The following is a 19,777-nucleotide window of genomic DNA, read 5'->3' as shown; positions in this document are numbered from 1 at the left end:
GCGTGCGGGAGCTTGGCCTTGATCAGGTCCATGACGCCGGCGTCGGTCAGCGTCGTGGTGTCGCCGAGCGCGCGCTCCTCCGCGACGTCCTTGAGCAGCCGCCGCATGATCTTGCCGGACCGCGTCTTGGGCAGTTCCGCCACGAACTGGATCTGCTTGGGCTTGGCGATGGGGCCGATCTCCTTGGTCACGTGCGCCTTGAGCGCCGCGTCCAGGTCGGCGTCCTCCACCTGGCTGCTGCGCAGGATCACGAACGCGACGATGCGCTGCCCGGTGGTCTCGTCCTTCGCGCCGACCACCGCGGCTTCCGCCACCGCCGGGTGCGAGACCAGCGCGGACTCGACCTCGGTGGTGGAGATGTTGTGCCCGGAGACCAGCATGATGTCGTCCACCCGGCCGAGCAGCCACAGGTCGCCGTCCAGGTCCTTCTTCGCGCCGTCGCCGGCGAAGTAGTAGCCCTGCTCGGCGAACCGCGACCAGTACGTCTCGCGGTAGCGCTCCGGGTCGCCCCAGATGCCGCGCAGCATCGACGGCCACGGCTTGTCCAGCACCAGAAAGCCGCCGCCGCCGTTGGGCACGATGGTGCCGTCCTTCTCCACCACGTTCGCCGAGATCCCCGGCAGCGGCCGCGTCGCCGAACCCGGCTTGGTGACTGTCACGCCCGGCAGCGGCGAGATCATGATGGCGCCGGTCTCGGTCTGCCACCAGGTGTCGACGATCGGGGCGCGCGAGCCGCCGATGTGCTCGCGGTACCAGATCCACGCCTCCGGGTTGATCGGCTCGCCGACCGAGCCGAGCAGCCGCAGCGAGGACAGGTCGAACTTCGCCGGGATGTCGTCGCCCCACTTCATGAACATCCGGATCGCGGTCGGCGCCGTGTACAGGATGCTGACCTTGTACTTCTGGATGTTTTCCCAGAAGCGGCCCTGGTGCGGCGTGTCCGGCGTGCCCTCGTACATCACCTGGGTCGCGCGGTTCGACAGCGGCCCGTAGACGATGTACGAGTGCCCGGTCACCCAGCCAACATCCGCAGTGCACCAGAACACGTCCGTGTCCGGCTTCAGGTCGAACACCGCGTGGTGCGTGTACGAGACCTGTGTGAGGTAACCACCTGTCGTGTGCAGGATGCCCTTGGGCTTACCGGTCGTGCCCGAGGTGTACAGGATGAACAGTGGGTGCTCGGAGTCGAAGGCCTCGGGGGTGTGCTGGTCGGACTGACGGTCCACCAACTCGTGCCACCAGACGTCGCGCTGCTCGTTCCACGGCACCTCGTGTCCCGTGCGCCGCACGACCAGAACGTTCTCGATCGACTCGGCGCCGTCGACCGCGGCGTCCGCGTTCGGCTTGAGGTTGGCCACGCCACCGCGCCGGTTGTAGCCGTCAACGGTGATCAGGACCTTCGCCCCCGCGTCGTCGATGCGTGAACGCAGCGCCTCGGCGGAGAACGCTGCGAAGACGACCGAGTGCGGCGCGCCGATACGCGCGCAGGCCAGCATCGCGATGGCGGTCTCGGGGATCATCGGCATGTAGATGGCGACCCGGTCGCCCGCTCCCACGCCCAGCTCGGTCAGTGCGTTGGCAGCCTTGGACACCTCACGCTGCAAGTCGGCGTAAGTGATCGTGCGGGTGTCTCCCGGCTCGCCCTCGAAGTAGATCGCGACCTGGTCGCCGTGCCCCGCCTCGACGTGCCGGTCGACGCAGTTGTAGGCCGCGTTCAGCTTTCCGCCGATGAACCACTTGGCGAACGGCCGGTCCGACCAGTCCAGCACTTCGGTCCACGGCTGCGCCCAGGCCAGCCGCTTCGCCTGGGCGTCCCAGAAGGCCAGGCGGTCCGCCTCGGCCTGCCCGTAGGCCTCGGCTGTCACGTTCGCCGCCGCCGCCAGCTGCGCGGGCGGCTCGAACCGCCTCTCCTCGTTCAACAGGTTCGACAGCGTTTCGTTGGACACACGAACTCCTCGGAAGATGTCCGGCACACGGACCGGGACGGGGCGCGGAGGGACGCGGCACTCCGCCACATTCGGTTGGGAGGTCTCTCAGGCCTAAAGCACACCAGTCCGCCTGATGTTTCGCAAGGGTTTCGGGCACAATAGGTCTAGACCACGCCACCGGCGAGATGGAGCCTCGCCGGTGGCGTGGTCGTCCGGCCTCGGCCGCTTCCGCACTTCGGCGCCGGGTGGGACCGGTTGGCCGGCCGCGTTTCCGCGGTCAGCGCGGCATCGTCGGCAGTACGTCCCGCTTGTGCGTCGAGTTGATGACCGTCGCCGCCGAGGCGTAGAAGGCCGCCGCTGCGGTCACGATCCCGAGCCAGCCGCCGACCTTGGTCAGCGCGTCGGGCGCGGGCATGCCGTTCTGGAAGGCCCCGATGCCCAGGAACAGGAAGGTGACGGTCAGGAAGGCGAACACGGCCAGCACGGCTGCCGAGGTGCGCAACGCCGCGACGGTCATGTACGCGGTGAAGAGGCACCAACCGATGAGGTACAGGCCGAGCGCCTGGTGGACGTCGTCACCGGTGAGGTGATTGACGATCCACCAGTAGCTGAGCCAGAACGCGCCGAACGAGCTGAACGCGGTCGCGCCGAAGGTGTTGCCGCGCTTGAACTCCCACATGCCGGCCAGCAGCTGCGCCAGACCGCCGTAGAAGGCAGCCGCGCCGAGCACGATCACGATCGCGCCCTTCTCGGCGATGATGTTGGCGTTGGCGAAGGACAGCAGGAGAGTGGTGAACGCGAATCCGGCGAGGCCGAGCGCAGCGGGATCGGCGATAGTCGCCGGAGCGGTAGTCGTGGGGGCTTCATTGCTCACGACCGGGATCCTTTCGACCAGAAGTCGGCCCGGATTCCGCAAGCCGGTGGGTAGTACGCCGCCGGCATCCGGACCGGGGCCTGTGGCTGTCGCCTCCAGAACCGGAGGCTTGCCCGCCACCTGCCCGCGTCGCCGAGTGCTCATGACGAGCGTTTGCCACGATGCGCCGAGCGGCCCGTCGAATGCGCCGACCGGTATCGAACTAATCGGCGTGACCTGGTGTTCTTGCTTTCTGGTCGCGTCTTGACATGTTGATTTTGATCACTGGGCATGTGCCACCCAGGTGATCGGCGCGGCGTTCCAGGCGATAGATCCCGCGTTCGGCCCGGTGTTCGGCCCGTTCGGCCCAATGCGTGACGCTGTGATCAACGCTGTGATCGATGAACGCTGCGGTTGATGAACGCTGTGATCGATCAACGCCGCGGTCAACGCTGCCGGTTGGCGTCTCCGAGCAGACGGTCGCGTAGTTCGCGGGCATGTCTGCGACTGACGGCGAGAGTCTTGTCGCCGACCTTCACCGTCGTGTGCCCGGCGTCCCAGCGGACCTCCTGCACGTGACGCAGCGCGACTAGGTATGACCGGTGAATGCGGGCGAAGCCGTGGGGCGTCCAGCGTTCCTCAAGTGTCGCCAGCGATATCCGCACGAGGTGCGATCCCGACGCGGTATGCAGTCGTGCGTAATCGCCGTGCGCCTCGACGTAACGAATCTGCGAGCGAGTGAGGAACCGGGTCACGCCGGCCAACTCGACCGGGACCACCTCATCCTCCTCGGCGGGAGCACTGCGGGTACGCACGTGCACCCGCTCGTGTACGCGCCGAATCGCCTCCGCAAGCCGGTCCTGACGCACCGGCTTGAGCACGTAGTCCACCGCGTGCAGTTCGAACGCGCCGACCGCGAAGTCCTCGTGTGCCGTGACGAAGACGACCTGCGGACTGTCCGGGCGTCGGGCAAGCGTCCTCGCGATGTCCACGCCGGTCGCACCCGGCATACGGATGTCGAGGAACAACGCATCTACCCGGTGTTCCTCGTTGAGCACCCGAATCGCCTCGGCACCCGACGACGCGGTCCGGATGCTTCCGATCCGGGAGTCCGCGCTCAGCAGGTAGGTCAGCTCCTCCAGGGCGGGGCGCTCGTCGTCGACGGCGAGCACCGCGAGACCGGGCCGCTCCGTCTGCTGCCGGTCTTGCCGGTCATGGCGTTCCTGCCGGTCGGCCGACTGGGTCATGCATCCTCCCGTCGATTGGCCGGCTTCCTGCGGGCGATCGGCTTGGGTACTCGGATCGTGACCGTGGTCCCCTCGCCTGGCGTGGAGTCCAGTTGCAGTCCGTGATCCGGGCCGAAGGCCGCGAGCAGTCGCTCCTGGATGTTGGCGACCGCGTGTGCATCCGAGGTGCCCTCGCCGCTCAGCGCTGCTCCGGCGGTGGCCGGGTCCATGCCGGCCCCGTCGTCGACGATCTTGATCGTGTATTCGGTCCCGCTGTCCTCGGCCGAGATGGTGACGGTGCCCTGCCCGCTCTCGCCGCGCAAACCGTGCCGTACCGCATTCTCGACGAGCGGTTGCATGCACAGGAACGGTAGCTCCAGCCCCAGGATTTCCGGCGCTACGCGCACAACGAGTTGCAACTGGTCGCCGAAGCGCGCCTGTTCGAGCTCGAAGTAGCAGTCGATACAGCGCAGTTCCTCCGCGAGCGTCGTCATCGATCCGTTACGGCGGAAGGAGTACCGGGTAAAATCGGCGAACTCCAGCAGCAGTTCGCGGGCGCGGGACGGGTCGGTGCGCACGAACGAGGCGATGGCGGTGAGCGAGTTGTAGATGAAGTGCGGCGAGATCTGCGCTCGCAGCGCGCGGATCTCCGCCTCCATCGCCCGGGTGCGAGATTGGTCGAGCTGACCGAGTTCGAGCTGCGAGGAGACCCATCGGGCGACTTCGCAGACCGCACGGGTCAACGCGACGGACGCCGTGCTGTTGTACGCCGCGAGCGTGCCGACGGTCCGGCCGTCGACGATCAGCGGTGCGATCACCGCGTCGCGGATCGGGCATTCCTCACCGCCGCAATCGACCCAGTCGAGCAGCTTCACCCGGCCGGTGGCGACGACGTTCTTTGCGTGGACGAGAGCGTCCTCGGCGTGTCGATCGCCCTCGCCGTCCCAGGCGAGCAGCCGATCGGCGTCCGTGATCGCGACGGCTGCGGTACCCAGCAACCGCCGCAGATGTCGCGCCGATTTTCGGGCGGATTCGGGGGAGAGTCCCTCACGCAGTGTGGGAGCGGCGAGCGAGACGGTGTGCATCGCCTCGTAAGCTGCACGCTCGGTCGGGGTGCCGTACACGTGGTGCCGCCGCGCCGCTCGTACGGCTGCGCCGACCGGGATGGCCAGCACTCCCGCGAGCGCGATCGTCGTCGCCGTGGAATCCACCTTCATGACGGTACGTCACGCACAAGATCATCGCCAGGGTGATTCGTCCACGACCCGATCACAAGAACCGCTTTGGGGCCACCGTGACATGTGGGCAACGACAAGGGATCTCCGCACGGACTGACCTGGCTGCATGCCGCCGCGTTCCACACGTGGCATAGTTTTGTCGCTTATGACGACCTCAACCGCTGACCCCCTCGCCGTGCTCAACGCCCTACCCGGAGTGCCCGAGGCGGTGGACGAGGCGCGTGCAGCCGTGGATCGCGTGCGCGCGCACAAGGTACTGCGTGGCCGCTCGGCCGATGTGGCTGCGGAATCCGCACTGCGCGGAGCACGGGCGTCGGCAGCCATCGCCGGAACCGACTGGCCGTTGGAGGAACTCAGACGGCGAACGGATCTGGGTGACGAGGTCGCTGCGGGGGTGGTGCGCGGCGCGTTACGTGTCTCCGCCGAGCTCTCGTCACTGTTGACGATCCTGCAACAGGCACCGGCGCAGGCCTTGACGCGGATGCACATGCTGGCGGCTGCCGGTGAGATCGAACCGGCGCGAATCGGAAGGCCGCGTGGCGCGGGCGAAGCGGTCATCGTCGAGCCCGGCGGTCCGGCGACACCCGTCGATGCGGACGAGGCTGCTGCCAGGCTGACCGCGCTCGCCACGCTACTCGCCGCACCGAGCAAGGCCCCGGCGCTGGTCGTCGCCGCCGTGGCCCACGGCGAACTGCTGGCGGCGACGCCGTTCGGTTGGGGCGACGGCTTGGTCGCCCGCGTCGTCTTCCGCCTCCTGCTGGTCGCGCGAGGCCTTGATCCCCAATCACTGGCCGTGCCCGAGGTCGGGTTCCTCGAACTCGGCGTGCAGGCGCGTGAGACCGCGCTTGCTGCCTATACATCCGGTACGGCGGAGGGGTTAAGCGCATGGATCATCCACTGCGCCGAGGCTCTGGTCAGGGGCTCCGAGGAATCGCTCTCGATTTGTGAAGCATTAATGCGTGGTTAGAGCAAGTGGTTAAAGCAATCGGGCTCGCGTGACGAACCGATGGTCCGTTCGGGTGAAGAGGCCGGCGGACCACCGTGCACGGGTTTCCAACTCGGCGCACTCGTTCTACAAAGGAAGTACGGCCCGCGAGACCGCTTCTTGAGGAAGGCTGGGAAGTTGAAGTCACCGGCCACGGACCGCGCACGGCGCCCGAGAACCCACGCGCGACCGACCCGCGTTAGGGCCCGTCGAGACAGACACCAGGCTACGGCCTCGGGTGGACTGGTCTGACGACAGTAGCGGTGCACGCTTGGTATCTCGGACGGTCCGTGCAACCGGACGGCGCCCCAATCCATGACTCGGGGCGCCGTCGCCGTGTATTTACCGGTGTCAGGCGACCAAAGCCGACTACGACCGTGAACCGAGACCGCTCAGCGGTGTCCTATGAGCGCTTCTTGCGCGCGTACCAGACGATGCCCGCTGCCGCCGCGGTACCCACGCCGAGCGCTGTAGCGGCGATCACCGGCTTGGCGGGCAGGTTCAGGTTCGCCATCTTCGCGCGCAGCGAAACCGGGTTGGCGAACACCTCGATCTGCCAATCGCGCGCCGCGGCCTCCTTGCGCAGCGCCCGGTCGGGGTTGACCGCGCAGGGGTGACCGACCAGTTCGAGCATGGGCAGGTCGGTGGCCGAATCGCTGTAGGCGTAGCAACCGTCGAGGTCGTAGCCTTCCGTCTCGGCCAGTGCCTTTATTGCACTGGCCTTGTTGTCCCCGTAGGCGTAGAACTCGATCTCGCCGGTGTACCGGCCGTCCGCGACCACCATGCGGGTCGCGACCACCTTGTCCGCGCCGATCAGCTCGCCGATCGGCTCGACCACCTCGGCGCCGGACGAGGACACGATGATCACGTCCCGGCCGGCGTCCTTGTGCTCGGCGATCAGATCGGCGGCCTCCTGGTAGATCAGAGGGTCGATCAGGTCGTGCAGCGTCTCGGCGACGATCTCCTTGACCTGTCCGACGTCCCAGCCTGTGCACAGCGCGGAGAGGTACTGGCGCATCCGCTCCATCTGGTCGTGGTCCGCGCCGCCCACGAGGTAGACGAACTGCGCGTACGCGGTCTTGAGCACCGCCCGCCGGTTGATCAGTCCGCCCTGGTAGAAGGAGCGGCCGAAGGCGAGAGTTGACGATTTTGCGATGATCGTCTTGTCGAGGTCGAAGAACGCTGCGGTGCGCATCGGCGGTGACTCCCTGACTCCCTCAGCTTCTCTCACCGGTCGGCGGAGTGCGGTAGGCGATGCCACGCAGCCTACGCGGTGTGACGGCCCAATCGGAAAGCAATCGATGGACCTCAGGGGTGCGCGGAGTGTCTTGGGGGTGCGGGCGGCGCATTGTCGGTTCGATATCACGAGCCTGTCATAATCTATGACGATGTTGCTACTCTGTGTGATCGAAACGAGGCCGTGAGTCTGCTCGACTCCGGTCGGCACGGATCCATCAGGGGCTCATCCGTGCCCAGCCCGCGTGCGGGGTTCGCGATAGCGCGCGCTGTGGATCTTCCCTGGCACTGCGCATTCGCGAACAGCGCACTGCTCACTTGTTCGAACCTTTCGCCCCGTCTTTCTCACTACCCATCAGCTCTCTCGGTCGAGCCGAGGGCTGGTTACGCAGGGTAACCGGGCCCGGCTTGGCGCGCGGGCGCCGTGAAAGCGCGCCGACTCCGTTCGCCAGCTCGTTTTTGCAGGTCAAACTGCTCTTCTTCATCATTTGGCGTAATGAATCTCGCGCCAGTTTGCCTTCAAGGCCCATCGGGTACACCATGGAAGTCACGGATCGTTCGCGACCGTGCTGCCTTGGCCCGGCTCCTCCCCCCCGAGCCGCGCTGAGGCGACGACCCCCGCTCTCCCCCCCGGCGGGGGTCGTCTCTTTTCCCGAATCCCCAGCCCGCAGCTGTCAATACCCAGACTTGCTGACGGGCATTGCGCGTGCCTCGCCGCGCCGCGCCCCTCAGTCTGGCGCTTCCTCATCCCGGCCACCCGGCGGCACCGAGATCTTGCTACTGCGGGTAATCAGTACACGTACTAACTCCACTCGCCGTGACTTATCCACAGGACTTATCCACAGATTTTCAAGAGCACTGGCGCCATTGCTCCCTGCTGTCTCACCGTAGTCATGCGATCACCATTCGCAATCGGGCGAGATTCGAGAGGGAGCGAGATGCCAGCGAACGCCGGGGGTTCAGCCTCCACGAGATCCACGCGGGCCGTACGGCGCGGCCGCGGCGGCCGGGTCGTCCCGCTGATCGCGGTGATCGGCGGCTGCGGCGGAGCGGGTGCCTCGACCCTCGCCGTCTCCCTCGCGGTGACCGCGCTCGGCGTCGGACGGCGCGCAATCCTGTTCGATGCCGATCCGCTCGGCGGCGGGCTCGAATCACTCGTCGCCCTCGGCACCGCGACCATCGCTTCCAGCGAGCTGATTCGACCCGCCGAGGCATGGCGGCACGGCGTCGACCCGCCAGAACCGCGCCGCCCACCTGGCCGGGGCTCAGCCGACCCCGATCTCGCCCTGGTCACCTGGGGCGGATCGACAGCGGAATCGATCCCGGTGGCCTCAATGCGAAACGCCCTGCGCGTGCTGCGCACCAGCGCTGACGTCGTCGTCGTGGATCTGCCGCGCGTCGTCGACGACTCGACGCAACTCGTGCTGTCAGAGGCGACGCACACCCTGGTGATCGCGCCGGTCTCCGAACGGACCGCCGTCTCCGCATCCCGGCTGCTGCCGATGCTCTCCGTCGTGGGGCCGCGCCCGCAGCTCGTCGCCCGTTTGCCCGGTCGCGACGAGCTGACCGCCCGCCAGTTCGCGGGCCTGCTCGACGCGCCGCTCGCCGGCATCGTGCGGCCCGGCCGCAACGCGATCCCGAAAAGTGCCTCACACCAGCAACTCGGTGGCCGCTGTGCGACATCGCTCGCCCGATTCAGCCACCGAATCATCGAACGCTGTGTCATCGGTCCGGCCACGGCGGGCAACTCCGACCGGACGCAGGTGACCACATGAAGCCGCCTACAGCACCTTCCAACGCTCAACCCATCGCGGAACTCGCCCAGAAATACGAGGGCCTGCTGCGTGTCATCGGCAACGAATTGGCGGTCGGCATCCTCCCTCCCGAGGTGCCCGCAGTCGTCGCCGCGCTGAGGGCACGGCGCTGCCCGCTCGGCGATGACGCCCTGCAAGCGCTCGCTGAATCGCTGTGCGAACACGTACTGACCGCCGATCCGGTCGCGGCGCTGATCGCCGATCCGGAAGTCACCGACGTGCTGGTGAACGGACCGCAGGAGATCTGGGTCGAGCGCGCCGACCGCCTCGAACGTGTGGAAGTGGAGTTTGAGGACGAGGCTGCCGTCCGCAGGCTCGCTCAACGCCTCGCCATCCAGGCCGGACGCCGACTCGACGACGCGTCGCCGTTCGTGGACGCCCGGTTGCCCGACGGTACGCGACTGCACGCCGTCTTGCCGCCCATCGCGGTCAACGGCACCGCGATCTCGTTGCGCGTTCCACACAGACGCCTCTACTCGCTCGACGAGCTCAAGCAACTCGGCACCCTCACCGCGTCCGGGGCTGCGATCCTCGCCGAAATTGTGCGCCAACGAGCCCCGTTCCTGATCACCGGCGGCGCCGGGACCGGCAAGACGACCTTGTTGTCCACCTTGCTGTCCCTCTGCGGGCGCGAGGAGCGACTCGTTCTCGTCGAGGACTGCGCAGAACTGATGCCGGATCACCCACATGTCGTGCGGCTGGAGACGCGCCCGGCGAACCAGGAAGGCCGCGGGCAGGTAACCATCCGAGAGTTGATCAAGCAGGCGCTGCGGATGCGGCCGAGCCGCATCGTGCTCGGAGAGGCAAGAGGCGCGGAGATCATGGATCTATTCAGTGCTTTAAATACTGGTCATGATGGTGGCTGTGGCACGTTGCACGCCAACCGCCCACACGACATCCCGGCCCGGATCGAAGCCTTGGCCCTGCTTGCCGGTGTCTCGCGTGAGGCCGTGCACAGCCAGGCCTCGGCCGCGCTGCGCATTGCGATCCACCTCGACCGCAACGAGTTCGGCCGACGGTACCTCCAGTCGATTGCCGTGGTGCGGCGCCGCAACGCGGTAGGGCCGGTGCAGGTGACCTTGGCGCTCAGCTTCGACCAGGCCGGCCAGGTACGCGAGTGGCCCGGATATCCGCAGCTCTGCGACGAACTCCGGCAACCGGTGCGGGTCGAGTCACCACTGGCGCCTCGAAATCTCGACGAGGAACTCGTCCGCGGCTTCCGGGCAAGTGCCCCATCCCGCAAGCAGGAGCCATGATGACCACGCCCACACGCCAACCCAAAGCCGCAGCCGCAGGCCCCAGCCCCGGCCCAAACACGGTATCCGTCCCCGCGGTCCCTTTCATCGCGGCGGCCATCCTGCTCGGCACGTTCGCGTCGCTCGCCACGCGCTCAATGCTTCCCACGCTCCTGGCGTCGCTCGCCGCCATGCTCACCCGCTCTCGTATCGCACGCGCCAGAATGCGAGCCGCTACGACAGCGCAGCGCTCGGCCGTCGTCGACCTGTGCGCTGCGTTGCGCGGTGAGCTTCAGGCAGGTCGGCAACCGAGTGCCGCGTTCGCCGAAGCAGTGTGGTGTCGCCCCGAGTTGCGGGATCTGGCCGAAGCAGTCACCATGCCCGATCCGCACCGTTCTGCCGCGGAACTGCTCGCCGAGGCCGCGCACACCCCGGGTCGGAACGGCCTGACCTCGCTGGCCGCCTGCTGGCGCGCGGCCGAGGTGCACGGCGTGTCGCTGACCGGCGCCGTGTCCGGCATCGAGGACGGGTTGCGTGCGGAGCAAGCGCGTAGACAAAACCTGGCGATGGAGTTGTCCGGCGTGCGCACAACGGTGGCGCTTCTCGGAGTGCTTCCGATCTTCGGACTCGCTCTGGGATCGGCGTTGGGCGCCGACCCTGTACACACGCTGCTGAGCCGTCCGGCAGGCGAGGTCTGTCTCGCGGCTGGCTGCCTGCTTGAACTCGCCGGGTTGCGCTGGACCGACCGGCTCGTCGGCTCCGTCGAATCCACCCTGACCGAATCAACCCCGAACCGCACCAACACCGTCCGTTCGTTCAGGCCTGCCTCGTTCCGAGGCATCCCCGGGGGATGGACGACATGACGGCCCCGTGGAGCCACGTCTGGACACAACTTGAGCACAAGCCGGAGCCGTCGGTGCGTCCTGTCGAAGTGGCGACCGCAGTCGTGTTCGTTCTGCTCGCGGCGGTTGTACGTTGGGCGCCATCCCGCACGACCACCGGAAGAGTGCCGCAGGAACCTGCGATCTCCTCTCCGAAATGGGCACCCGACGTCCGGCGCCCGACGCTTCGGCAGACACTCGGTGCGGTGCTCGCCGGCTGCGCAGTCGGCCTCTTCGTCGGCGGGTCGGGTGGTGCCCTCGTCGGGCTGGCGAGCACCATTGGTGTACTCGTATTCGGCTCGCGCCGGGTCTCGGAAAGCGAAACGCGTTCCAGGCTGCGCTTGGTCGCGGCAGCACCACCGGTAGTCGACCTGTTCGCCGCCGGCTTGGCAGCCGGTCTGCTGCCAGCCGACGCCGCCGCAGTGACCGCCACCGCGTTCATCGGCCGTTTAAACGGAACCACATTCAAGCACGACAGCCTCAAACGGCTTGACACAGGGCATCCCCTGACGCGGCGGAACCGCTTCGCCCTGATTCGTTCCCAGCGATTCACCGCCGCACCCGAGCGAGGCAGCCTCGATCGGCTTGACGCCGAGCGTCCCCTGCTGCGAGGTGGCTACCTCACACCCATTCGCTCTCGTCTCTTCGGAACTGCTCGTGAGCGCGGCAGCCTCGATCGGATCGGCGCTGCGCATCCCCCGCCACGCCATGACCGCCTCGCACGCATCCGCTCTCGCCTCTTTGGAGCCGCACCTGAGTGCCGCGGCCTCGATCAAGTCAACGCTGCGCATCCCGTGCCGCGACGTGACCGCCTCGCGTTCTTCCGCTCTCATCGCTTCGGCGCCAAGCCCACGCCTGCTGTCGAGCCCACCGCCGAGATCGCACGGCGGTTCGCCGCTGCGGCTCAGGCATTGCGCCGCGGCGCGGATCCCGAGACGGCTTGGAGCCTGCTCGCCGTGGACAGCGTGACTGCTCCGGTCGCGGCAGCCGCCCTGCGTGCCAGCCGCACCGGCGCCCCCGCCGCGGAAACCGTCTCGAAGGCTGCCCGCGACCTGTGGCGCGCCGCCGATCAGGCGATGCAAACGCGGGTTCGCTCAGTGGCCGTTCGTGCGACCGTGCCGCTCGCCCTCTGCTTCCTGCCCGCGTTCATCCTCATCGGCGTCATGCCCACCGCTCTGGGCCTACTGGCCGCGCTGCGGCCCTGATCCACCACAAGGAGAAATCAGCATGCTCACGCTCCCCACGCTCACCGACCTGTACGGCGTCATGCTCCGCTGCCACCGAAGACTCATCTCCGGAACTTTGAGCCGTCATGGGCCACAAGCGGGGACCACGACGGCCGAATATGCGATCGGGACACTCGCGGCCTGCGGATTTGCGGCCCTCCTCTACAAGATCGTCACGAGTGGAATGGTCGCCTCGCTACTCTCCGGGATCGTCCGCAAGGCGCTCGGAGCAGTCGGATGACCGGTCTGCGCAGCGCACTACTCGGCGCCGCGAGGAAACCAGCCGCGAACAAGCAGAGCGCCGAGGCGCAGCGCGGCTACGTGACCGCCGAGACGGCGATGGTCCTGCCGACCCTGGTCGGCCTGGGTCTGGCGCTTGTTTTGATCGTCACCGCCGCGGCGACCCAGCTGCGCTGCGCCGACGCTGCGTGGGAGGCTGCTCGCGGATTGGCGCGTGGAGAAACGGTGGGTTTCGCGACCCGAGCCGTCGATCGCCTTGGCCCCGCAGACACATCAGTGTTCGTCAACACTGCCGATGGCAGCGTGCTGGTTCGCGTGTCGGCGCAACTGGCCCTCGGCGGAGCACTGTTGCCCGTCATCCACGTCGATGGACATGCCCAGATCGCCTGCGAGCCCGGAACTCCGTGCGCAAAGGGTGCACTTGAGCAGGCGGTGCATTGACATGGTGAAATGCAATACGCCCGGCGTGCCCCCAACCCCGCTTCGATCGGTAACGCGCCGACTCACATCGTCTCGGAAAGTCACCAGACCTCGACCCTGTCCTCGACTCGGACTGTCCAGGTCGCTTCAGCCACTACGACCACTACGATCACTACGGCTATTCCGCCTGCTCCGCCCGCGAACCGCGCTCATGCGTGATGAAGCCGGGTCCGCCACGATCTGGGCTCTCGCCATGGTCCTTGTTGCGTCCAGTGCGGCAACCTGCGCGCTGATCTGGATCGGCGCGATCTCCGCGCGGCACAGTGCCGAGCGGACGGCCGACCAGGCAGCGCTTGCTGCTGCGGGCGGCGCGGCACGCGGCTTGATCCGGGAAGGCGACCCTGACAGCGGCGCGCCGTGCGTTCACGCAGCCGACGAGGCGCGGATGGTCGGTGCTGTGATCAGCGCGTGCACTTGTGACCCCTTGGACTGTACGGTCGCAGTCGAGACCTCACTGCCAACGCGGTGGTTGTTCGGCCGAATCCTGACTGGCGTCAACGTGGTCACCGCCACCGCCCGAGCTGGACCGGTCGGCGATGATTCCATCAGGGTGAGCGGCGAAGCCGAACAGTCCGGCGAGTTCGCCTTGGTCGGCGCCGCCGACGGGCTCGACGGAGTCAGTACCGGCGACCCGGTTCGTCGGACGGCCGCGCAGCAGTGCCAACTCGGCACCACGCTCACGGGAACGGCGGATGCCCGCGGCCAGCAACCAAGCGGCGGCAAGCAGCGCCCACGTGCAGATCGCCCCGGTCAGGAAGATCTGCGCACTGGTCGTGCGCACCGTCACCCCGAAGAACGTGAGCGTGTCGGGAACATCGGACTCGGCGACCACGCCACCGGTCAGCAAGATCACGGCCGCAATCACCGCCACTGCCACCGCTATCACGGTTACCCGCCTCACGCCCGAACCGTTGGACTGGTGTCAACAAATGACTACCCGTCACAGCTCGTCGAGCAGTACGCCAAGCAGGCGAATCGCACCTGTCTTGTCCAGAGGCTGGTTCCCGTTTCCACATTTTGGCGACTGTACGCACGAGGGGCAGCCGACCGGACACTCGCAGGCCGCGATGGCGGCGCGGGTCGCGCTCAGCCAAGCGCGGGCCTGCTCGTAGCCACGCTCGGCGAACCCGCCGCCGCCGGGCAGACCGTCATGCACGAACACCGTCGGCAGACCGGTGTCCACATGACAGGCGGTGGACAGCCCGCCGATATCCCATCGGTCACACTCGGCGAACAGCGGAAGCAAGCCGATCGCGGCGTGCTCCGCAGCGTGAGCGGCTCCCGGGATGTCCGGGGCGGCAAGTTCGGCGTGCGCCAGCGCGCCCGGCGAAATCGTCCACCACACCGCCTTGGTCGCCAGGGTCCGCGAGGGCAGGTCGAGCGGCTCCTCGTCCAGTACGGACCCGGTGGCAGCGTCCCGGCGCAGGTAACCCACGACCTGATTGGTGACCTCGACAGCGCCGAAGGCCAACCGGATGTGCGCCCCCCAGGTCTCCGTTCGCTCCTCGGTGGTGATCCGCAGCTGACTGACGTCGCGGGCGTGTGTCGTGTACCCCGGTTCCTCACCGTGAACGACGGCTATGGCTCCGTCCAGGTCGAGGGAGTCGACCACGTAGTTGGCTCCCTGGTGCAGGTAGACGGCGCCTTGGTGGACGGTGGTATGGGCTGCTGCGGCATCTACCTGGCCCAACAGCCTGCCGGTTTCGGCCTCCACGATCCGCACCGGAGTGCCGCCGCTGCCACGCAGGTCGGTCAGATCTGCCGCCCGCTCCGGCCTGGTCCAGTACCACCCGCCCGGTCGTGCCCGCAGCCAGCCCGCCTGGCCGAGTTCGGCGGCGAGCGCTGGGGCGGTCGGCCCGAACAGGTCCAGATCCTGTTCGGCCAGTGGCAACTCCGCTGCTGCCGCACACAGATGCGACCACAGTACGTAGGGATTGTTCGGATTCAGCACGGTGCTCTCGACCGACTTGCCGAACAGTGCCTCCGGATGATGTACGAGATAGGTGTCGAGCGGATCGTCCCTAGCGATGAGGACGGCCAAGGCGTCTCGGCCGGACCTACCTGCCCGGCCGGCCTGTTGCCATACCGAACTACGAGTGCCCGGGTAACCGACGAGCAGGACCGCGTCCAGACCGGACAGGTCCACCCCCAGTTCCAATGCATTGGTGGCGGCTACGCCCAGCAGGCGGCCGGACAGCAGATCGGCTTCGAGCGCTCGACGATCCTCCCGCAGATATCCGGCGCGGTAGGCCGCGATCCGACTGTGCAGCACAGGTGCTGTCTGGGCACCGATCCTGGCCCCGTTCCCGGCCTCGGTCTCATGCTCGGTCTCAGCCCCGATCCCGGTCCCGGTCCCGGAGCCCAACTTGGACTTGGAGGCGATGCCGGATTCTGGTGCGATCCCGGCTTCGGCCATAGTCCGTGTCTCGGGATGTCCATGTGCTGTAATAGCAACCTTCTGAGTATTGTCGCCCCAGGCCTCGGCACTGGTCTGGCCGAGCTGTTGACGGGCGATCAGCGACACCAGTTCGGCGCCACGCCTCGACCGTACAAACGCGACGGTCCGTACCTCGTCACGCACCAAGTCCGCGAGCAAACCGGCCGCCTCCGCAATCGCGGACCGCCGTGTTGGCGCTCCTCCCTCACCGCGCCGCTCCGTCAACGGTGGCTCCCAGAGAGCGAACATCACCCGTCCATGTGGCGACCCGTCTTCGGTGACGGCTCTCACAGGCAGGCCGGTGAGTCGTGCGGCGGTGGTCTCCGGGTCCGCAGTGGTCGCCGACGCGAGTGCGAAAACCGGATCCGCGCCGTAGTGTGCGCAGATCCTGCGCAACCGTCGCAGCACTGCCGCGACGTGCGAGCCGAGCACGCCGCGATAGGCGTGGCACTCGTCAATCACCACGTATCGAAGACGACGAAGAAAGGGGGACCAGCGCCGATGGTCCGGTAGGAGGGCGTAATGGACCATGTCCGGGTTGCTCAGCGCGAAAACGCCGTAGTCGCGGATCCAGCGCCGCTCCTCGGGCGTTGTGTCCCCGTCCAGGCACGCCGCCGGGGCGATCGGCAGACGCAGTTCCCGGATTCGCCTGGCCTGGTCCGCGGCGAGGGCTTTCGTAGGGGCCAGATACAGCGCGGTAGCACGACGTGGCGCACGTGTGGCGGTCGTGTCGGCTGACACGTCGTCAATCAAGTCGGTGAGCAGTGGAAGGAGGTATCCGAGCGATTTTCCCGAGGCGGTTCCGGTCGCCAGCACGACATGGCGATGCTCGTGCAGCAGATTCGCGGCCAGCGCCTGATGCGCCCACGGGCGCTCGATTCCGAGCGCCTGGAAGCGCTCCACGACGCGCGGGTCGGCCCAACTGGGCCACTCGGCGTAACGGGCCGGGCGCGCGGGCACCCGCTCGACATGTGTCATCGCGTCAGCTCGCTCGCTGCGGCTGATCGAGACAAGTCGGTGAAGAATCTCCTCAGCGGACTTGGTTCGTGGCATCGTGTTCACCAGGATGCACCAGGAAGAGAAAGCAACACTCCTCGCGGTGAACCGGTCGCATACCGTCGTCAGGTATGGGCGTGGAGTGATTGAATGCGTACTCACCCCAAACGGGGAAGTCGCGAACAGGACAGCGCTGGAGGACCCGTGGATCTGAACCTGTCGACCCGGCACGAGGGTGACCGCACGGTCATCGAAGTAGGCGGCGAGATCGACGTCTACACAGCCCCCAAGCTGCGCGAGCAGTTGGTGGACCTCGTGAATCAGGGTCGCTACCACTTGGTCGTGGACATGGAGGCGGTCGACTTCCTCGACTCGACCGGCCTCGGGGTACTGGTCGGCGGGCTGAAGCGGGTGCGGGCTCATGACGGCTCGCTGCGCCTGGTGTGCACCCAGGAGCGGATCTTGAAGATCTTCCGGATCACCGGCCTGACCAAGGTGTTCCCGATTCACACCACGGTCGAGGACGCCATCGCCGCGACCGACTGAGCAGCGGCCGGTCCGCTCCCGCCCCGTCGGCGCCGGAGCGGTCCGGGGCTGGCGACGCAACCGAACATCGGAACACCGCGGGAGGACCTTCGTCATGACGGGTGCACACGCCGCCGACTCGCTCGCGCCGCTCGGCGCGGAGCCCGGAAGCCGGGCGCCGGACGGCGGCGGCGAGTCGCCGGGCGACCAACCTCCGGTCGGCGACGCGCCGGTGGTGCTGCGCTTCGCGCCGTTGCCCGAGCACGTGCGCACGGCCCGACTGGTGGCCGTCGCCCTCGCGCGCCGCGTCGGCGTCGAGGACGGGCTGCTGGACGAGGTGCGCCTCGCCGTCGGCGAGGCCTGCTCTCGGGCCGTGGGACTGCACCGCTCCGCCGCCCCGCATGTCCCGGTCGTCGTGCATCTCAAGGACGGGCGAGAGCGCTTCGGCGTGGAGGTGGTAGACGCGGTCAGCGGTGGCCCGGTGCCCAAGCCTGAGGACGAGAACGCTGCGGACCGGCTCGTCGGTGACGGCGGCTTCGGCGACGAGGGCGGCGCCGACGGTGCCGACATGGGCCTTGCGGTGCTGCGCGGCCTCGTCGACGATCTTGAGGTCGAACTGACCTCGGGCGGCGGCGTCATTCGCATGGGCTGGCCGGTCGCCGCGTCGCGCTGGGGTGGCTGACCGGCCCGGCTGCTGCTCCTAGCCGCGTGCCAAGGCGCTCGGCGGCCAGCACCAGGCGTCGGGTCGCAAGCGCTAGGCGTTCTGTCCTGGGGCGTTGTTGCTGGCGATACAGCTGATCAGGGGTTGCCCTCGGAGTGCGGTGCGGTGTGGCGAGCATCGGGTGGAGATGGCAATGCTCCACCGAGATGCCGGAGCCGCGTTACGAGTGCACGAAGATCACTTTGTGATGTGGATGTGGCGTAAGTGAGGGGCCGGGTCGTCGCGGCCGCTCACTTGGCCGCTCGTCGGGCCACTCACTGGTTCGAGTGAATCTCTGGTCGATGTTGCCGGGAACGGCGCGGAGCTGGGGCTACCGGTCGGCTGGCCTGCCAATGTGAATCTTGTGGCGGGTGCTGTCACAGTCCTGTCCCGGGAAACTCCTGGCGACGCGCTGGAACGGGGCAAACCCGATGACTCCGCCTGGTGAGACGCGTGTCACATGCCGTTCCGGGTCTCGATTCTCCAACAGTGGCTGGTATAGACCGGCTGGCGTGCGTAAACTCCGCCCAATCGGTCGCTCCGTCCCAACCAGTGGGCGACCGTCCTGATTGAATAAACGGTGAAAAGCAAGGTCTACGCGAACGACCAGGCCGGGTGCGGCCGCGGATCGTGGCGGCGGAAGAGCGGCGCAGGCGCGTCACCGCCGCCCGCTGCCGGGGGCGCCGGGGTCGTAGTCCACCGCGCGGACCATCTGAAGCCCCCGTACTGATATGAGGCCGACAGCGTTGCTGCCGCAGCTCTGTGACGCGCTCCACGGGGTACCCACGTCAAGGAGGACGCAATGCCCCGGCTCTATGAGCCGCTTCTGGCAAGCGCCGCGCCGAGCCTTTCGGGCGGCAATCTCACCCTGGTCGTCATTGTCGCGGTGATCGCCCTCGGGGCGCTCGGCGTGGCCGGCTACCTGGTCCGCGAGGTCCTCGCCGCCGGCGAGGGCAGCGAGAACATGAAGCGCATCGCGGTCGCCGTGCAGGAGGGCGCCGCAGCCTATCTCGCCCGGCAGTTCCGCACCCTCGGCGGCTTCGCCGTCGTCGCCTTCTTCCTGCTGCTGGCACTGCCCGCAGACAACTGGAGTGTGCGGATCGGCCGCTCGCTGTTCTTCCTCCTCGGCGCGGGCTTCTCGGCGATCACCGGCTATGTCGGCATGTGGCTGGCCGTGCGTTCCAACGTGCGGGTCGCCGCGGCGGCCAACGAGTCGGGCGCGAACCGGGCCACCCGGATCGCGTTCCGGACCGGCGGCGTGGTCGGCATGTTCACCGTCGGGCTCGGCCTGCTGGGCGCCTCGATCGTGGTGCTGGCGTACAAGGACGAGGCCCCGAAGGTGTTGGAGGGCTTCGGTTTCGGCGCGGCGCTGCTGGCCATGTTCATGCGCGTCGGCGGCGGCATCTTCACCAAGGCCGCAGACGTCGGCGCCGACCTGGTCGGCAAGGTCGAGAAGAACATCCCCGAGGACGACCCGCGCAACGCCGCGACCATCGCCGACAACGTGGGCGACAACGTCGGCGACTGCGCCGGCATGGCGGCCGACATCTTCGAGAGCTACGAGGTCACGATCGTGGCGGCGATGATCCTCGGCCTCGCCACCGTCGGCCACAAGGGCGTCATCTTCCCGCTCCTCGTCCGCGGCATCGGCGTGCTCGGCTCGATCATCTCGACCTACACCGTCCGCGCCGGGCCGCAGGACACCTCCGACACCGCGCTCAAGAGCGTGCACAACGGCTTCTGGATCGGTTCGATCATCTCGGTCGTGGGCTTCTTC

The 19,777-nt window shown here is 67.7% G+C and carries 18 protein-coding genes and 1 pseudogene; 11 read left to right on the top strand and 8 right to left on the bottom strand.

Features of this window, described 5'->3' with window-relative positions; translation table 11 throughout:
• The 4 genes from acs to VGS97_RS00410 form a co-directional block, all read right to left on the bottom strand.
• Nucleotides 1–1,946 (bottom strand): acetate--CoA ligase (gene acs / locus VGS97_RS00425; RefSeq protein ID WP_326851107.1); only part of this gene is annotated, 1,946 nt, incomplete at its 3' end.
• 259 nt (nucleotides 1,947–2,205) lie between these two features.
• Complete coding sequence (locus tag VGS97_RS00420; RefSeq protein WP_326851106.1) at nucleotides 2,206–2,802, bottom strand: acetate uptake transporter; 597 nt, start codon at nucleotides 2,800–2,802, stop codon at nucleotides 2,206–2,208.
• A gap of 425 nt (nucleotides 2,803–3,227) precedes the next feature.
• Nucleotides 3,228–4,028 carry a LytTR family DNA-binding domain-containing protein gene (locus VGS97_RS00415; RefSeq protein ID WP_326851105.1) on the bottom strand — a complete coding sequence of 267 codons (801 nt, stop codon included), beginning with the start codon at nucleotides 4,026–4,028 and terminating at the stop codon, nucleotides 3,228–3,230.
• Complete coding sequence (locus VGS97_RS00410; protein WP_326851104.1) at nucleotides 4,025–5,218, bottom strand: histidine kinase; 1,194 nt, start codon at nucleotides 5,216–5,218, stop codon at nucleotides 4,025–4,027. The genes VGS97_RS00415 and VGS97_RS00410 overlap by 4 nt, the downstream gene beginning before the upstream one ends.
• 172 nt (nucleotides 5,219–5,390) lie before the next feature.
• On the opposite strand from VGS97_RS00410, the gene VGS97_RS00405 reads away from it, so the two are divergent.
• The gene (locus tag VGS97_RS00405) at nucleotides 5,391–6,212 is read left to right on the top strand and encodes an oxidoreductase (protein WP_349261916.1); all 822 of its coding nucleotides are present in this window, start codon (nucleotides 5,391–5,393) and stop codon (nucleotides 6,210–6,212) included.
• Nucleotides 6,213–6,633: 421 nt separating this feature from the next.
• On the opposite strand, the gene VGS97_RS00400 is transcribed toward VGS97_RS00405, so the two are convergent.
• Together VGS97_RS00400 and VGS97_RS00395 are read right to left on the bottom strand one after the other, a co-directional pair.
• Entirely contained in the window at nucleotides 6,634–7,425 is a 792-nt protein-coding gene (locus tag VGS97_RS00400) for an HAD family hydrolase (RefSeq protein WP_326851102.1), read from the bottom strand.
• Between the two features lie 355 nt (nucleotides 7,426–7,780).
• Complete coding sequence (locus VGS97_RS00395) at nucleotides 7,781–7,996, bottom strand: hypothetical protein (RefSeq protein ID WP_326851101.1); 216 nt, start codon at nucleotides 7,994–7,996, stop codon at nucleotides 7,781–7,783.
• Between the two features lie 408 nt (nucleotides 7,997–8,404).
• Between VGS97_RS00395 and VGS97_RS00390 the strand changes: the two genes are divergently transcribed.
• From VGS97_RS00390 to VGS97_RS29350, 7 genes and pseudogenes are all read left to right on the top strand, one after another.
• On the top strand, nucleotides 8,405–9,241 hold the full coding sequence (locus VGS97_RS00390) for a hypothetical protein (protein ID WP_326851100.1): 837 nt from the start codon (nucleotides 8,405–8,407) through the stop codon (nucleotides 9,239–9,241).
• Nucleotides 9,238–10,536, top strand: coding sequence for a TadA family conjugal transfer-associated ATPase (locus VGS97_RS00385; protein WP_326851099.1), 1,299 nt, complete (start codon nucleotides 9,238–9,240; stop codon nucleotides 10,534–10,536). Before VGS97_RS00390 ends, VGS97_RS00385 begins: the two co-directional genes overlap by 4 nt.
• Nucleotides 10,536–11,378: a hypothetical protein gene (locus VGS97_RS00380; protein WP_326851098.1), complete on the top strand. Its 843-nt coding sequence runs from the start codon at nucleotides 10,536–10,538 to the stop codon at nucleotides 11,376–11,378. The genes VGS97_RS00385 and VGS97_RS00380 overlap by 1 nt, the downstream gene beginning before the upstream one ends.
• 359 nt (nucleotides 11,379–11,737) lie before the next feature.
• The gene (locus VGS97_RS00375) at nucleotides 11,738–12,601 is read left to right on the top strand and encodes a type II secretion system F family protein (protein ID WP_326851097.1); all 864 of its coding nucleotides are present in this window, start codon (nucleotides 11,738–11,740) and stop codon (nucleotides 12,599–12,601) included.
• A 22-nt stretch (nucleotides 12,602–12,623) separates the two neighbouring features.
• Nucleotides 12,624–12,863, top strand: coding sequence for a DUF4244 domain-containing protein (locus VGS97_RS00370; RefSeq protein ID WP_326851096.1), 240 nt, complete (start codon nucleotides 12,624–12,626; stop codon nucleotides 12,861–12,863).
• Nucleotides 12,860–13,303, top strand: coding sequence for a TadE family type IV pilus minor pilin (locus VGS97_RS00365; protein ID WP_326851095.1), 444 nt, complete (start codon nucleotides 12,860–12,862; stop codon nucleotides 13,301–13,303). Before VGS97_RS00370 ends, VGS97_RS00365 begins: the two co-directional genes overlap by 4 nt.
• Nucleotides 13,230–13,811, top strand: a pseudogene (locus VGS97_RS29350) (flp pilus-assembly TadE/G-like family protein); the annotation flags it as partial. The gene VGS97_RS00365 and the pseudogene VGS97_RS29350, both read left to right, overlap by 74 nt.
• On the opposite strand, the gene VGS97_RS00360 reads toward VGS97_RS29350, so the two are convergent.
• Complete coding sequence (locus tag VGS97_RS00360) at nucleotides 13,794–14,219, bottom strand: hypothetical protein (protein WP_326851094.1); 426 nt, start codon at nucleotides 14,217–14,219, stop codon at nucleotides 13,794–13,796. The pseudogene VGS97_RS29350 and the gene VGS97_RS00360 overlap by 18 nt on opposite strands.
• A 63-nt stretch (nucleotides 14,220–14,282) precedes the next feature.
• Nucleotides 14,283–16,757 carry a DEAD/DEAH box helicase gene (locus VGS97_RS00355; RefSeq protein WP_326851093.1) on the bottom strand — a complete coding sequence of 825 codons (2,475 nt, stop codon included), beginning with the start codon at nucleotides 16,755–16,757 and terminating at the stop codon, nucleotides 14,283–14,285.
• Nucleotides 16,758–16,979: 222 nt separating this feature from the next.
• On the opposite strand from VGS97_RS00355, the gene VGS97_RS00350 reads away from it, so the two are divergent.
• The 3 genes from VGS97_RS00350 to VGS97_RS00340 all read left to right on the top strand — a co-directional run.
• Nucleotides 16,980–17,321, top strand: a complete 342-nt coding sequence (locus VGS97_RS00350) for an anti-sigma factor antagonist (RefSeq protein WP_211465825.1) — start codon at nucleotides 16,980–16,982, stop codon at nucleotides 17,319–17,321.
• Between the two features lie 94 nt (nucleotides 17,322–17,415).
• Nucleotides 17,416–17,982 (top strand): ATP-binding protein, encoded by a 567-nt coding sequence (locus VGS97_RS00345; protein ID WP_326851092.1) that lies wholly within the window; start codon nucleotides 17,416–17,418, stop codon nucleotides 17,980–17,982.
• An 820-nt stretch (nucleotides 17,983–18,802) separates the two neighbouring features.
• Nucleotides 18,803–19,777: sodium/proton-translocating pyrophosphatase (locus VGS97_RS00340; protein WP_326851091.1), on the top strand; the 975-nt coding region annotated here is incomplete at its 3' end.

It is taken from the genome of Actinocrinis sp. (assembly GCF_035946395.1).
Taxonomy (GTDB): Bacteria; Actinomycetota; Actinomycetes; order Streptomycetales; family Catenulisporaceae; genus Actinocrinis.
This window is presented reverse-complemented; position numbering and strand designations above follow the sequence as displayed.

Bases quoted from the DNA above. Each gene is read 5' to 3' on its own strand.
- VGS97_RS00415 (WP_326851105.1), bottom strand. From the start codon at position 4,028: ATGACCCAGTCGGCCGACCGGCAGGAACGCCATGACCGGCAAGACCGG.
- VGS97_RS00405 (WP_349261916.1), top strand. From the start codon at position 5,391: ATGACGACCTCAACCGCTGACCCCCTCGCCGTGCTCAACGCCCTACCC.
- VGS97_RS00400 (WP_326851102.1), bottom strand. From the start codon at position 7,425: ATGCGCACCGCAGCGTTCTTCGACCTCGACAAGACGATCATCGCAAAA.
- VGS97_RS00395 (WP_326851101.1), bottom strand. From the start codon at position 7,996: ATGGGCCTTGAAGGCAAACTGGCGCGAGATTCATTACGCCAAATGATG.
- VGS97_RS00390 (WP_326851100.1), top strand. From the start codon at position 8,405: ATGCCAGCGAACGCCGGGGGTTCAGCCTCCACGAGATCCACGCGGGCC.
- VGS97_RS00385 (WP_326851099.1), top strand. From the start codon at position 9,238: ATGAAGCCGCCTACAGCACCTTCCAACGCTCAACCCATCGCGGAACTC.
- VGS97_RS00380 (WP_326851098.1), top strand. From the start codon at position 10,536: ATGACCACGCCCACACGCCAACCCAAAGCCGCAGCCGCAGGCCCCAGC.
- VGS97_RS00370 (WP_326851096.1), top strand. From the start codon at position 12,624: ATGCTCACGCTCCCCACGCTCACCGACCTGTACGGCGTCATGCTCCGC.
- VGS97_RS00365 (WP_326851095.1), top strand. From the start codon at position 12,860: ATGACCGGTCTGCGCAGCGCACTACTCGGCGCCGCGAGGAAACCAGCC.
- VGS97_RS00355 (WP_326851093.1), bottom strand. From the start codon at position 16,757: ATGACACATGTCGAGCGGGTGCCCGCGCGCCCGGCCCGTTACGCCGAG.
- VGS97_RS00345 (WP_326851092.1), top strand. From the start codon at position 17,416: ATGACGGGTGCACACGCCGCCGACTCGCTCGCGCCGCTCGGCGCGGAG.